Annotated in this window: 11 protein-coding genes; 6 read left to right on the top strand and 5 right to left on the bottom strand. The window is 72.4% G+C overall.

Annotation, left to right across the window (positions count from 1 at the left end; all coding sequences use genetic code 11):
* The first annotated feature begins 7 nt into the window (after positions 1 to 7).
* Together Mam01_RS10970 and Mam01_RS10965 are read left to right on the top strand one after the other, a co-directional pair.
* On the top strand, positions 8 to 943 hold the full coding sequence (locus Mam01_RS10970; protein ID WP_204285244.1) for an SCO2521 family protein: 936 nt from the start codon (positions 8 to 10) through the stop codon (positions 941 to 943).
* 2 nt (positions 944 to 945) lie between these two features.
* Positions 946 to 1,926 (top strand): hypothetical protein, encoded by a 981-nt coding sequence (locus Mam01_RS10965; RefSeq protein ID WP_204285243.1) that lies wholly within the window; start codon positions 946 to 948, stop codon positions 1,924 to 1,926.
* Here Mam01_RS10965 and Mam01_RS10960 read toward each other — a convergent pair.
* Together Mam01_RS10960 and Mam01_RS10955 are read right to left on the bottom strand one after the other, a co-directional pair.
* The gene (locus Mam01_RS10960) at positions 1,889 to 3,130 is read right to left on the bottom strand and encodes an NAD(P)/FAD-dependent oxidoreductase (protein ID WP_204285242.1); all 1,242 of its coding nucleotides are present in this window, start codon (positions 3,128 to 3,130) and stop codon (positions 1,889 to 1,891) included. The two genes, Mam01_RS10965 and Mam01_RS10960, sit on opposite strands and share 38 nt — an antisense overlap.
* 163 nt (positions 3,131 to 3,293) lie before the next feature.
* On the bottom strand, positions 3,294 to 4,670 hold the full coding sequence (locus tag Mam01_RS10955) for a glycoside hydrolase family 5 protein (RefSeq protein WP_239101210.1): 1,377 nt from the start codon (positions 4,668 to 4,670) through the stop codon (positions 3,294 to 3,296).
* Between the two features lie 234 nt (positions 4,671 to 4,904).
* Here Mam01_RS10955 and Mam01_RS10950 point away from each other — a divergent pair, with 234 nt between their 5' ends.
* The gene (locus Mam01_RS10950; RefSeq protein ID WP_150932038.1) at positions 4,905 to 5,915 is read left to right on the top strand and encodes a LacI family DNA-binding transcriptional regulator; all 1,011 of its coding nucleotides are present in this window, start codon (positions 4,905 to 4,907) and stop codon (positions 5,913 to 5,915) included.
* 25 nt (positions 5,916 to 5,940) lie between these two features.
* Here the strand turns inward: Mam01_RS10950 and Mam01_RS10945 are convergent, their stop codons facing one another.
* The gene (locus Mam01_RS10945; protein WP_239101209.1) at positions 5,941 to 6,516 is read right to left on the bottom strand and encodes a GNAT family N-acetyltransferase; all 576 of its coding nucleotides are present in this window, start codon (positions 6,514 to 6,516) and stop codon (positions 5,941 to 5,943) included.
* Between the two features lie 186 nt (positions 6,517 to 6,702).
* Between Mam01_RS10945 and Mam01_RS10940 the strand changes: the two genes are divergently transcribed.
* The gene (locus Mam01_RS10940; RefSeq protein WP_204285240.1) at positions 6,703 to 8,979 is read left to right on the top strand and encodes an alpha/beta fold hydrolase; all 2,277 of its coding nucleotides are present in this window, start codon (positions 6,703 to 6,705) and stop codon (positions 8,977 to 8,979) included.
* Positions 8,980 to 8,991: 12 nt separating this feature from the next.
* On the opposite strand, the gene Mam01_RS10935 is transcribed toward Mam01_RS10940, so the two are convergent.
* The gene (locus Mam01_RS10935) at positions 8,992 to 10,239 is read right to left on the bottom strand and encodes an MFS transporter (protein ID WP_204285239.1); all 1,248 of its coding nucleotides are present in this window, start codon (positions 10,237 to 10,239) and stop codon (positions 8,992 to 8,994) included.
* Positions 10,240 to 10,416: 177 nt separating this feature from the next.
* Between Mam01_RS10935 and Mam01_RS10930 the strand changes: the two genes are divergently transcribed.
* Complete coding sequence (locus tag Mam01_RS10930) at positions 10,417 to 11,277, top strand: copper resistance CopC family protein (protein ID WP_239101208.1); 861 nt, start codon at positions 10,417 to 10,419, stop codon at positions 11,275 to 11,277.
* The gene (locus Mam01_RS10925; protein WP_204285238.1) at positions 11,274 to 12,311 is read left to right on the top strand and encodes a CopD family protein; all 1,038 of its coding nucleotides are present in this window, start codon (positions 11,274 to 11,276) and stop codon (positions 12,309 to 12,311) included. Before Mam01_RS10930 ends, Mam01_RS10925 begins: the two co-directional genes overlap by 4 nt.
* Positions 12,312 to 12,317: 6 nt before the next feature.
* Here the strand turns inward: Mam01_RS10925 and Mam01_RS10920 are convergent, their stop codons facing one another.
* Positions 12,318 to 13,523 (bottom strand): hypothetical protein, encoded by a 1,206-nt coding sequence (locus Mam01_RS10920; protein ID WP_204285237.1) that lies wholly within the window; start codon positions 13,521 to 13,523, stop codon positions 12,318 to 12,320.
* Positions 13,524 to 13,526: the final 3 nt, after the last annotated feature.

Raw genomic sequence — 13,526 nt, 5'->3', positions numbered from 1 at the left:
GAGCCCGATGCTGGTGATCGGGGAGGTCCACACCGGACTGCTGCAGAACTCCGGGGAGATCTCCGAGCCGGCGTGCCGGCAGGTGCTCGGGCTGATGAGCGGAGAGACCGTGCGGGTGTCCCGCCGCCCCATCGTCCACGCGCTGTCGCCCGAGCGGCTGACCGGAGTGGACTGCGCGTTGCCCGCCGCCTCCGGCTCGCGGATCAGGGGCGTCGGCACCGTCGTGTCCCGCTGCGCGGTGACCGGGGGCCGGGTGGCCCAGGGCTCGTCGTACGTCCGGGTTGCGCGCTCGGAGACCGACCGGCGGCTGTCCTGGTCGCACTACCTGGCCCGGCCGGGCGTCGTCGAGGTCCTGGGCAAGGCCAAGGCGGCCGACATCGCCGAGGGGTTCGCCGGCGACGGCGCCCCGCGCGGCCACGGCTGCCTCGATCTGACGGCGATCACCGGCCGCTTTCTCGACCTCGTCCAGACGTCCCCGCTGCTGAACCGGCGGGCGCCCTTCAGGATGCCGCGGACGATCCTGCGCTGGGTGGCGGAGACCGGCGAGCCGTCGATCGGCTTCACCCTGCACACCGAGCAGGAGCGCTCGCTGCGGCTGACGCATCCCGGCCCCTTCACACCCGCCGTGGTGGACCTCTGCGAGGACCTGGCGATGCACGACTGGCTGCTCACCTCGCTGCTGGTCGTCGTCGAGCGGGCGCGCGTCGGCGCGACCCCGGCGGCCGAGGTGGCGGCCCGGCTGTCGCCCGCCGTCGACCATCTGCTGCACCTGTGGATGCCCGCCGCCCGGGTCGAGGAGCGGCTGACGCCGTTCTGGGAGAGCCTGGAGCGGCGGCCGGGATTCAGCCGCCAGTGGCGGTCGCTGGTCGACCGTGTCCGCGACCAGGTGGCGGTGCACACCCTCGCCCTGCTCAGCGCGAACGCCGAAACCGGAGGGAGGTGACCGTGACCGGAGCGGAACCGGAGCCGCCGCCCACGCTCGTGCCGAGGATCGTGCGCAAGGCGCTCGTGACCGTGCTCGTGGGCGGCGTCAGCTATCTCGTGAGCAACGCGCTCATCCCCGGCCCGAACGAGGACCTGTGGAGCCTGCTGCTCGCGACGTTCATCAGTGGCGTCGCCTTCGTCGTGCAGTTCCTGGTCGACGTGGACGACCAGCTGGAGACCGTACGGAAGGAGCAGAGCAGACAGCATTCGAAGACCCACGCCCTCGTGGCCGACAGCTTCACCAGGATCAACGAGGCGAGCAGGCTCTTCGGCCTGATGGAGACGTCGTCACTGCACACCAGGGGCGTGGCCGAGCTGGTGCAGAACGCCACCAAGATCCGCGACGACATGCCGGACCTCGTCAAGAGCCTGGTGCACCACGAGATCAGCCGGATGGCGAAGTTCCTCGGCGAGCTCACCGACGGCAGGTACGCCGTCTACGAGGGCGAGGACCGCGACTGGCTGCTCGCCCTCGTCAAGAACACCCAGATCAGCCTGGACGCGATCAGCCTGACCAGCGTGGACGCCCGCGACATCGAGTTCGCCGGCGGCTTCTGGCACACCGATCTCGGGCAGCGCTACGTCAAGCTCCAGCGCGATCTCGTGCAGCGCGGGGTGCGGGTGCGCCGCGTGTTCGTCATGGATCGTTCCGAACGGCTCGACTCCGACGCGTTCCGCAGGGTGTGGAAGTGGCAGGCGGGGGTCGGGATCGAGGTTCGCACGCTGCTGCTGACCGACGCGCCGCCCCTGCTGCGCGGCTCGCTGTCGGACTTCATCCTGTTCGACGGGGTCGTCTACTACGAGTCCAACCCCGCCCCCCAGCTCGGCGACGACATCGCGCCGGTGATCCACAGCACGGTTCTCGTACGGGACCAGGAGAGGGTGCGGGAGCGCAGGGAGCGGTTCAGCGAGTTGTGGCAGGCGGCGACGCCGGCGGCGTAGGCACCGGAGGAGTAGGCACCGGAGGAGTAGGCACCGGCGGCGCGGGCGGGAAGGGACGGTCGGGGCGGCACACGTCGAGCAGTTCCCGCTCCGCCGCGCCCACCTCCCCGGCCACCAGTGCCGTCACCAGCTCGGCCGTGACGGGGGCGAGGGTGACGCCGAGGCCGCTGTGACCGGTGGCGGCGACGATCCTGCCGTGGTCGTCCACCTGACCGAGGACGGGCCTGTGGTCGGCGCTGCCGGGCCGCAGGCCGGCCCAGCGCCTGCCGACCGGCCAGGTCGCCGCCTCCGGCATGAGGGTGGCGACGCCGTGCCGGATCTCCTCGATCGCCTCGGCGGTCACCGTCACGTCACCGACGTTCTCCTCGTAGGTGACCCCCACGGCCACCCGGCCGTCGTGCCGCGGCACGAGGTAGGGGAAGTAGTCCCGCTCGCCGTCGGTGAACTCCGCGAAGACGTGGTGGCTCAGGGGGTAGGTGGTGGCGCCGGGAGGCCGCAGGTCGAACGCGACCCCCTTGATCGGGAACAGGTGCTCACGGAGACGGGGCAGGAAAACCCCGCTCAGGTGGCCGGCGGCGACCACCGCCGTCTCCGCGTGGAGACGGCGGCCGTCGTGCAGGTCCACCTCGACGCCGCCCGGCGTGGAGCGCAGGGCGGAGGCGTGCGCCTGGCTGTGCACCTGGATCCCCGGGTGCCCCAGCACCGCGCGGCCCAGTGAGGCCATCAGCACGCGGGGGTCGAGCGCGAGCTCCTGCGGCAGCAGGAACCCTCCGACCACCCGGTCGCTCAGCAGGGGCTCCAGGCCTCTCGCGTCGGCGGCGGTCAGGCGCTCCACCGGGAACGGCGAGTTCTTCCACGCGGGCAGGACCTCGGACTCCAGGCGCTCCATCTCGGCCTCGTCGAGGGCGACCTGGATGTCTCCGCCCTCCAGCACCGGGACCTTGACGCCTGAGGCGGTTCCGACCTCCTCCAGCCACCGGGGATAGAGATCCCGGCTGCGCTTGATGACGACGCTGAGCGGGCCGAGGCAGGACGGCTCCGTCTGGGTCAGGATGCCGCCCATGGCGGCGTCGGAGGCGCCGAGCCCGAGCCGCGGGCCCGAGTCGACGACCGCGACCTTCGTGCCCCGCGCGGCGAGCCGGTGCGCGATCGCACAGCCGATCACTCCACCACCGATGATCACGACGTCGCAGCTTCCAGGCACGCGGGCTCCCAGTTCGCCATCCCCTCGCTTTGACAGTAGGCGAGTAAGGGCCGTTCAAGAAGGTCACAGACAGGTGGCCTCGCCGCACTGTATCTCGCCGGCCCGTGCCGAGGCGGGAATTCCGGAACGCGCCCCTTCCCGAGTTCGCCAAGCGGCGATCCGCCTAGCGCGCGGACAGGTTCGCGGTCAGCAGCCGGATCAGCGGATCCCGTCTGGTGCAGTTGGACAGGGCGAAGGAGTCGGCGAGCGCGACCAGTTCGCCGTCGTCCAGCCCGCGGAACAGCTCGGCGTACTCGGGCACCAGTGCCTGCGCGATCAGGATGTGCCGGATGAGGTCGTCGGTCTGGTAGCGGGCGCCCCAGGGATAGGGGTTCCAGGAGGGGAACTCGGTGTCGATCAGACGGTGCAGCGGCGCGAGCTCGTTCGCCGTCTCCTCCATCGTGGAGCCCCACCGGTCGGCGCCGAGGCGCTTCTTCTTCGAAATGAAGGGCCCGAACCGCTCCATGTACGTCCCGCCGGCGCTGACGAGGCCCTGCAGGCCGACGTCCTTGTAGGTCCAGATCGACCAGCCGGCCTCGTTGGCGTCGAAGATCTCCAGCTGGTCGCTCAGGATCCGGTAACGCTGCTCGTCCACGGAGGGGTCGCCGGTGTAGACGGGCCCGAACTCGCCCACCCAGATCGGGGTGCCCGTCTCGCGCTGGAACGCGGTGCGGCGGGCGAAGGTGCGCTCCAGCTCCTCGCGGTCGCACCACTCGCCCCGGGTGTAGCCGGGGTACGGCCCCCCGTGGGCGAAGCCGGCCAGGGCGTAGTCGTGGCAGACGAACACCGTGTTCTCGTACACCTCGCGGAACACCGAGAAGTCGGTCGAGTAGGTGTTGCCGTCCAGGAACAGCACGTGGGCGGGGTCGACGGCGCGCAGCGCCTTGACCAGCCGGTCGTAGAAGGGGCCGACCACCTGGCCGCTCGGGTCGCCCGGCTCGTTGACCGGGTTGTAGCCGGCCACCCACGGATTGTCCTTGTAGTGGTCGGCCACCGCCTCCCACAGGTGGACCGCCCGGTCCTGGAAATGCCGATGCTGCCAGAATGAGGCGACGTGGGTGGGGTTGTCGGAGTGCCAGTGCTGGTTCTGCGCCCCGGGAAGCGCGTGGAGGTCGATGACGCTGTAGACGCCGCGCTCGCCGAGCATCGTGACGACCCGGTCGAGGTGGCGGAATCCCCGCTCGACGATCTCGAACGGCCGGTCGTCCGACTCGAAGTGACGGTAGTTCACCGGGATCCGTACGCAGTTGACGCCCATGTCGCGCAGGAGGTCGGCGTCGGCCTCGGTGAAGAACGAGGTCAGGAAGCGGTCGAAGAACATCTCGCAGCGTTCCTCGCCGAGCACCTCGCGGACCGCCGCGCGCATGGAGGCCTCGTTGGCCGAGTAGCCGGTGATGAAGTTCTCCATGTTGAGCCAGCCGCCCAGGCCGACCCCTCGGAGCCGGACCGTGTCGCCCATCTCGTCTACCAGCCGGGATCCGGACACGCGCAGCAGCGTCATCGATTCTCCTTAACCGCGAAACCAGTGGCGTGGCCGGAGGGGCGACGGATCCTGCCTCTCCCTGCCCCTCTCCTGAAAGGTTTCGGCTGATATCCGAATGTTTTCGCGGACCGGAGAATATGTAACACGGTCGTTAAGCGTCAAGAGCGTTGCGGCCTTGATCACCTGCGACATCCGCGCCATCAGGAGGTATCCGGTACGGGTCCCCCGAAAGTTTCGGCTACGATCTGCAGCATGCCAGTGAAAAGGCGGGTGACCATCGCCCAGATAGCGGAGGAGGCCGGGGTCTCCGTTCCGACCGTGTCCAAGGTGATCAACGGCCGCCCCGAGGTGGCGCCGGAGACCCGCCAGCGGGTGGAGCGCCTCCTGCAGAAGCACGGCTACCAGCGCAGGACCGGGCAGGGCGACGGCCCCGTCGGTCTGCTCGACCTGGTGTTCGCCGAGATCGAGAGCCCGTGGGCCATGGAACTGGTGCGCGGGGCCGAGCAGGCCGCGCACGAGGCGGCGGCGAGCGTGGTGATCTCGGTGCTGCACACGCACGCGGGTCCCGGCCGCGACTGGCTGGAGCGCATCGCGGCACGGCGGACCGACGGCGTCATCATCGTCAGCTCACGCCTCTCCGTGCGTCAGCAGGGCCAGCTCAGCGCTCGTTCGATCCCGTTCGTCGTCGTCGACCCCGAGGGCGAGCCGCCACCGGGGGTGGCGTCGGTCGGCGCGACCAACTGGCACGGCGGCCTGGCGGCCACGCGTCACCTCCTCGACCTCGGCCACACCCGGATCGGCATGATCGGCGGGCCGCCCGACATGCTCTGCAGCCGGGCCAGGATCGACGGCTACCGGGCGGCGCTCGAGACCGCGGGGGTGTCCATCGACCCCGAGCTCATCCGGTACGGCGACTTCCTGGTCAACTCGGGTCACGACCACGGCCACTCGCTGCTCTCGCTGGACACTCCCCCGACGGCCATCTTCGCGGGCAGCGACATGCAGGCGTTCGGCGTGTTCGAGGCCGCGCGCCAGCGCGGCCTGCGGGTGCCGGAGGACCTCAGCGTGGTCGGCTTCGACGACCTGCCGCTGTCCAGTTCCGCGTGGCCGCCGCTGACCACCGTACGCCAGCCTCTGGAGGAGATGGCGGCGCTCGCCGCGCGGATGGTGCTGGCCATGGGCCGCGGCGAGAACACCGAGGCCCGCAGGGTCGAGCTGTCCACCGACCTGGTGATCAGGGAGAGCACCGCCAGGCCGCGATGAGAACCGCGACCGATCGGCCGGGCCCCTACGCTCCGGCCGCCCGGGAGGCAAACCACTGTTCCCGGGTGATCGCGTACTCGACCTCGCCGAGATGACTGCCGGGGAGCGGTTCCTCCCAGTCCGGGTGGAACGTACGGACATGCCGCATGCCGATCGCGCGCATCGTCGCGCGGGAGGCGGTGTTGACCGCCATCGTCTCGGCGAAGACGCGGGTCAGCCGCAGGTCCTCGAACGCGTGCCGCAGGAGTTCGCGGGCTCCCTCACTGGCCAGCCCCTGACGCCAGCGGCGGCGCAGGAGCCGGTAGCCGAGTTCGGCCTGCCCTTCGACCGGGCCCTGGTCGGCGCGGGTGGGGGGCTCCAGGATCCACCAGCCGGCGAACCGCCCGTCGACGAGACCGGCCCAGAAGCCGAGCCCGTCGACGCGCTCCGCGGCGGCGAGTCTCCGGCGATGGAGGATCTCGACTTCCGCACGGTCGCGGGCACGGCCCGTGAGGTATCGCATGACCTCGGGGTCGGCGTCCAGCTCGATCTCGTCTTCGAGGTGGTCGTCGGACAGCGGGACAAGCTCGATCCGGTCGGTACGCAACGTCGCCTGGGGCATGGGGCGCATTCTCGCGCTCGGGCCGCCTCCCGGTCATCCGCTTTCCCGGGAGGGGAGCCGGTGAGCGCCGCGCTGATCGGCCAACCGATGGCGCATGTGGCGAATGTGGGCGAGATGACCAAGGGACGCGCTAAGGTTTCTGCCGATATCGCCGGGTTCGCGGGACGGGGCTGACGGTTGCGGAGTTTGCGCGGAGCGGCCGTCGCGGCATTCGTCGCGGCCCTCATGCTCATGGAAGGCGCCGGGTCGGCGGCCGTCGCGGCGCCGGTGTCCGGCCGGCCCGAGGCCGCCACGGCGTCCGGGAAGACGCGGACGGCGCCGGTCGAGGAGCGGCCCTGCCCGGTGACGGTTCCCGCCGGCACGACGTGCGGCTACCTTCTGGTGCCCGAGCGGCGTGACGTCCCCAACAGCAGGACGATCAAGGTCGGGTACGCGGTGCACCGCGCCGGAGGGGAAACGCCAGGGCAGGCGGGCCCGCAGGACGCCGATCCGGTCGTCTACATGAGCGGCGGCCCCGGCTCCGCCTCGCTCCAGCTCACCGGGCTGCTCACGCAGATGCTTCCCGGCCGTGACGTGGTCGTGCTGGAGCAGCGCGGCGGGCGCTACTCCGAGCCACGCCTGAGCTGTCCGGAGATCGTCGAGGGGATCGTGGACACCCTGCGCACGCCCGGCCCCACCGCGGACGAGACGGCGGCGGTCGTCCGGCGGGCGGGGGCCTGCCAGTCCCGGCTGGAGAGCGAGCACATCGACCTGCGCGGCTACCGGACCGCCGAGATCGCGGCCGACGTCGTCGACCTGCGGGCCGCGCTCGGCTACCGGCGGTGGTACCTGTTCGGCGTCAGCTACTCGACCCGGCCGATGCTGCGGGCCGCGGCGCTCGACCCCCAGGGCAGCCGAGGGGTCGTGCTCGACTCCCTCCTTCCCCCGCGCGCCCGGTGGTACGACGAGTCGCCCGGCTCGCTCATGGCCACCATGGCCAAGCTGGGGCTCACCAACCGGTTCGACGCCGCGGTGGCCGCGCTCAACGCCCACCCGGCCGCGTACGACACCCGCGACCCGCTCACCCGCAAGCGGCTGACCGTGTGGCTCAACGGGGACGACGTGGCCACGCTCCTGGCGGAGGCCCTGCACGAGACGGACGTGATCCCGATCATGCCGGCCCTTGTGGACGGGCTGGCCGCGGGGCGCACCGAGCTGCTGCAACCCTTGGTCGACCAGGCCGGCGACGGGCTCACCTCGCACGAGTGGGGCCTCTACTACGCGGTCCAGTGCCAGGACGAGACGCCGGGCAACTCCTTCCCCGGCTCCGCGCATCCGCGGCTGTTCACCGGGGTCGTCGACGCCGCGGTGTGCGGCGCCTGGGGGCTCCCCGCCTCCCGCACCGAGCCCGACGCGCTGACCCCGGACCCGGCGGTCACCGCCGTCGGCGCGGACGCCACCATCGCCGGGCGCTCCGCGGTCAGGGACGCGAACACGCGGGGCACGGGCACCCGGGGCACGACGACCGAGGCCAGAGCGACCGGCAGCGCGGCGGCCAGGAGTGCGCCGGTCGGAAGCGCGACGACCGGGAACACGGCGACCGGGAACACGACCGCCGCAGGCAGAGCGGCCGGGCGCACGACCGCCGGAAACGCGACTGCCGGGAACACGGCGGCCAGGAACACGACCGCCGCAGGCAGAGCGGCCGGGCGTACGACCGCCGGAAACACGGCGGCCGGGAACACTGCGACCAGGAACGCGCCTGCGGCGGACACAGCGACAAGGGACACCGCGGCAAGGGACACGACGGCCGGGAGTACGACCTCCGAGGGCAGGGCGGCGGCCGCGAGCGGGGTGCCGATCCTGGCTCTCGGGGGGCGCTACGACCCGACCACGCCGCCGGAGGCCGCCCGTGAGGCGGTGTCGGCGGTGCCGGGCGCCCGGTTCGTCGAGTTCGCCGGCGTCGGGCACGCGGTCTTCCTGTCGAGCGAGTGCGGCCGCCGGACGATCGCCGCGTTCCTGGCCGATCCGGCGTCGGCCACCCGGCCGTGCGACCCCGGTGCCGCGCCGTACGCGATGGTGCGGCCGGGCGATCTGCTCCTCACCTCCTCGGTCTACCGCATGCTGCGGTCGCCGGTTCCGCTCGTGATACCCGCGGCGTTCCTGCTCGTGGCCGCCGTACAGCTGCTCATGGGGCTGGTCTCCCTTTTGCGCCGCCGCGGCGGCGGGCTGAGCGCGCTCGCGGGTCTCGCGGGAGTCGTGCTCGGCGCGCTGTCGGCGCTCAGCCTGTCGGCCGTCGCCGATCCCGTCGTGCTGGCGATCGGAGTGCCTCCGGCCCTTGCGTGGTTCGGCCTGCTGGCCGTCGTCTGCACCGTGCTGTCGGTGATCGAGGCGTTCCGGCTCACCGCCGGCGCCGCGAGGATCGTCCCCGCTCTGACGGGCATGGCGTTCGTCGCCTGGCTGTACGGCTGGCTGCTGGCCTGACGGGCTTGCGGCTCAGGCGGCGTCCGGCGTGACCCGTCGCGCCCGTCCGCTCACGTGCCGGGCCACCAGCAGCAGGAGCCCGACCGAGGCCACCATGCCCGCCACGATGACCGGCACGGCGGCGCCGTACCCTGAGGCGCCGGCGACGAGGCCGAACAGCGGAGGACCGAGCAGCGATCCCAGGCTGCCCATCTGGGTCACCAGGCCGTTGCCCACATCGGCGTGGTCGAGCCGCTCCAGCACGTGCGGGAGGGCGGCGAAGACGAGGGCTCCGAGCAACCCGTTCTCCAGCGAGATCACTCCCGCGCCCGTCACCGCGGCGGCGAGGGACCCCCCACCGGCGTAGGTGAGCCAGGCGGCCGGCACGACCAGCAGTCCGGACGCCGCGAGCACCCCGAGCGGGACCCCCCTGCGGAGCAGGAGCCCCGCGGCCAGCCCTCCCGGCACCCCCAACAGCGAGATCACCGAGGTCAGGGCACCGGCGACGGTGGCCGACCGTTCGTACTGCTCGATCAGGAGCGTCGGCAACAGCACGATCACCGGAATGGTCACCAGGACCATCAGGCAGAAGGCCACGGTGAGCAGCGCGGGCCACGCCAGCGCCCGCGCGCCGGGCACGGACCCGGCCGCGGTCTCGGGAGCGGACGTCCACGGCAGCCGTGCCCGGACGACCAACGTCATCACCAGCGTCGAGCCGGCGATCAGCAGGACCCAGCCGCGCCAGCCGAGGGCGGCGCCGACAGCGCCTCCCGCGAGGGTGCTCAGTCCGATGCCCACCGGCACGAACGTCGCCCAGATGGACAGGGCGACCCCTCGATCCCGCGCGTGCGCGAGACGGAGGATCAGCGCCGGGCAGGTGATGGAGACCAGCAGGTAACCCGCGCTCTCGGCGACGCGGGACGCCAGCAGCCAGGCGAAGTCTCCGGCGGCCGCGCTCAGCGCGCTCGCCGCCACCATCAGCACGAGAGCGACGACCAGGGACCTCGCCGCGCCGAACCGGCGGACCAGGTAGCCGGCCGGCAGCCCGGCGACGGCTCCGAGCGCGACCACCGCCGAGATCACCCAGCCCAGTTGCGTCAACGACAGCCCGAGCTGGGCCGTCATCTGCGGCCCCACCGAGGAGAACTTGCCGAGGCTCATCGACGCGGCGACCCCGGCCAGGTAGATGACGAAGATCGTCACCCATGACGAGCGCGGCGTCGACGCTCCTCCTCGGGCCGGGTCGCGCTGGGATTCGCCTGACGAGGGCTGGGGGGTCAAGAGGCTTCTCCTCGCGGTCGTGACGGTGGCCGGTGATCGTGCCCCCCCATGCTGGCCTCCGCCCGGCGCGCGCTCAACCGGCGGTCCCAGCCGTACGCGCCCCGCCCGGGGCGTCCGGGGCACGCGATCAGTGGGACCATGTCAGGGTCGGTGCCCGGCAAAAGGAAGGCAAGGCAGGTGGACCAGGTCGCACGCGCCCGGACGTGCCACGACGCCCCGGCCCCGCGCGGTGGCCGGCGTACGGCCGGACGAACCGCCCCGCCCGCGCCCGCCCGGCTTGTGCCACGGACGCCCGCGCGGCTCGTGCCGCCCGCGCCCGCCCAGAGCGTGTCGCGGGTGCTCGCCCGGCGCCTGTCACGGGTGCTCGCCCTGCGCGTGCCGTCTCTGCTCGCCCTGCGCGTGCCGTCTCTGCTCGCCCTGCTCGCGCGGCCCGTGCTCGCCCTGCTCGCTGCGCCTGTGCTCGCCCTGGTCGCTGTCACGCTGGTCGCGACGCCCGCGAGCGCGCACAACGTGCTGGTGTCCAGCGACCCCAAGGACGGCGCCGCACTCGACAGCCTGCCCCACACCGTCACGCTCACGTTCGACCAGGCGGTGCGCCGGGACTTCGCCCGGATCGCCGTCACCGGGCCGGACGGGGCGCACTACGAGGACGGCGACGTCACCGTCGAGGGCGGGAAAGTCTCGATCGCGGTGCGACCACCAGCCCCTTGGGGGAAGGCGTTCAACGTCCCCGCCGGGTCGTACGCCATCGGCTACCGCATCGTGTCGAACGACGGGCATCCGGTCACCGGCACGATCCGGTTCACCCTGCCGACCGGCTACGTGAACACCGACGTGGTCGACGTGCAGACGGTGGACCCGAAGCCCGGCACCGGGCTTACCTCGGCGGCGGGTAGCCAGGGCGGCGGAGGCTGGGTCTGGGGCCTGCTGATCTTCACCGCGGCGCTGCTGGCGCTGTGCACCCTCGTCCTCTTCCGGCACGACCGCCGCGTGGCGAACGCGACGCCGGGCCACTCCGCCGCCGGGGAGGCCGGATGACCGCGACCACGGAGCGGCCCGCCGCGTCGGACCGTCGCGCCACGCCCGCCAGGAACCGGATCCCTGCTGCGGGGCTGACCCTGGCGGCCGTCCTCGCCGTCGTGACCGCGACGTGGCTCACCCGTACGGAGGCGGCGCCGGGCATCCCGATGCCGGGCGCGGTCGTGGAGTACGGCCTGCCGGTCGTCCGGCTCGCCCTCGACCTGGCCGCCACCGCGACCCTCGGCCTGAGCCTGCTCCCCAAGCTGCTCGGCTTCGACGATCCGGACAGGACCGAGCCCGTCGCCGCCAGGGCGCGGCACTGGGCCGTGGCCTTCTCCCTCGTCTGGTGCGCGGCGGCCCTGCTGTCGGCCGTGCTCGGCGCCGCCGAGGTCATGCCGGGAGGGATGCCGGACGTCGCGGCGTACGTGAACGGCATCGGCTCGGGGCAGGGCATGATCGTGAGCGCGTCGTGCGCCCTGGCCAGCGCCGCCGTGGGGATGCTCGCGGTGCGCTTCGGCGAGAAGGTGCCGGCCGAGCTGCGGGTGCTCGTCGCCGGGTTCGGGCTGCTGCCCCTGCCGGTGACCGGGCACGCGTCGAACTGGTACTGGCACGACCTCAGCATGGTGTCGATGGAGCTGCACGTCATCGGCGCGTGCGCCTGGGTGGGCGGCCTGGTCGCGCTCGGCGTGCTGCTCCCGCGCCACCGCGACCTGCTCGCCTCCACGCTGCCCAGGTTCTCCCGGCTGGCGACCTACGCCCTGCTGGTGGTGGGGCTCTCCGGGCTCTTCAACGGCCTGGTGGAGCTCGCGCTCTCGCCCGGCGAGACCCTGCCCGGGTCGCTCGTGACCACCGGGTACGGCTGGCTGGTGATCGCCAAAGCGGTGCTCACCGGCGTGGTCGCGCTGCTGGGGGCGAACATCCGCTGGCGGCTGCTACCGGCGATCACCCGGCGTGAGCCCGCGGCGTTCGCCGCCTGGGCCGCCCTCGAAGTGACCGTGATGGGCCTCGCGTTCGGCGTCGCGGTGGCGCTGACCCGCACACCCGTCGCCTGAACGTTCTCAGACCGGCGAGGCGGAGGCGGGCGAGCCGGAGTCTGCCGCCGCCTCCCTCTCCTGGGCGTCCCTGGCCTCCGCGTCGGCCGCCGTCAGCCCCTTGCGCCCGGCGAACCACTCGACGGCGTACCAGACGACCACCAGTCCGGCGAGCGCGTACGGCCAGGCCTCCGGCGCGTACGGCGGAGCCTCCAGCAGGAGGTCCTGCGCCATCAGGCCTCCGTACACGCCGGCGATGGCGAGCACCCCGCCCGCGAGCGGGCGCAGGAGACGGATCGGCACCAGGAAGGCCAAATCGACGCCGATCCCGGCGAGCAGGAAGAAGAACGGGATCGCCGAGGGCGGGAACCCGCCGCCGACGAGCATCGGCCAGATCAGGCAGCGGTAGGCGACGTAGGCCGCGGTGATCGCGGTGGCGGTGAAACGGCGGCCGGTCATGACCCGGGCGAAGACCAGGATCGCGACGCCGGCCACTCCCGCGTACACGGCGTAGACGACGTCGGGGATCGGCAGCGAGAACTTGAGCACCATCGCCCGGTCGACGGCCTGTCCCATCTGCTCGGCCGCGAAGTTCAGCAGCGTCGGCTCGGCGTACGGCTGGCCGCGGTCCCAGGAGGCCAGCTCCAGCACGCCGTACTCCTGCTGCAGCTCGGGGAAGTGCGCGTTCTCCAGGAAGAACGCGAACAGCCCGCCCAGCACCAGCGTCCGCCGCCGGCGGGTGATCTCCGCGTAGCGCCCCGAGCCGAGGTACCAGCCGCGGATCACTCCGGCGAGCATCAGCGCGGTGCCGATGTACAGCAGCGCGTGCGAGGGGCTCCAGGCGGTGATGTCGATGCCGTTGACCTTGTGGTTGATCAGGTCGAGCGGGATGGCGATGAGGAAGACGCCGGTGCCCCACACGATCAGTCGGGAGGCCGCGCGGTCCACCCCGTAGCCGGTGTACCAGTGCACGATGGTCAGCGCGACGGCGATCGCCGTGCCGACGGTGTTGAGCAGGTGCGGCGGGGCCAGGTCGTCGCGCAGCCACTTGAAGTGCCACGACACGTCCCAGCTCGACCCGAGCACCTTGAGGGCGAACGCCGCGAGCCAGCCAGCGTAGAGAACCCGGAACAGGTCGGACGGGGTCTGCCTGCCCGCCTCCCCCCGGGTCCAGTAGGGAAGGGCCCACTCGGCGACGCGCGTGGGGACTTGCTTCAGCGGCGTTCCGTTCACGCG

The organism is Microbispora amethystogenes (assembly GCF_016863015.1).
GTDB classification, from domain to species: domain Bacteria; phylum Actinomycetota; class Actinomycetes; order Streptosporangiales; family Streptosporangiaceae; genus Microbispora; species Microbispora amethystogenes.
Note: the sequence above shows the minus strand (reverse complement) of the source record. Positions and strands in the feature narration are given on the sequence as shown.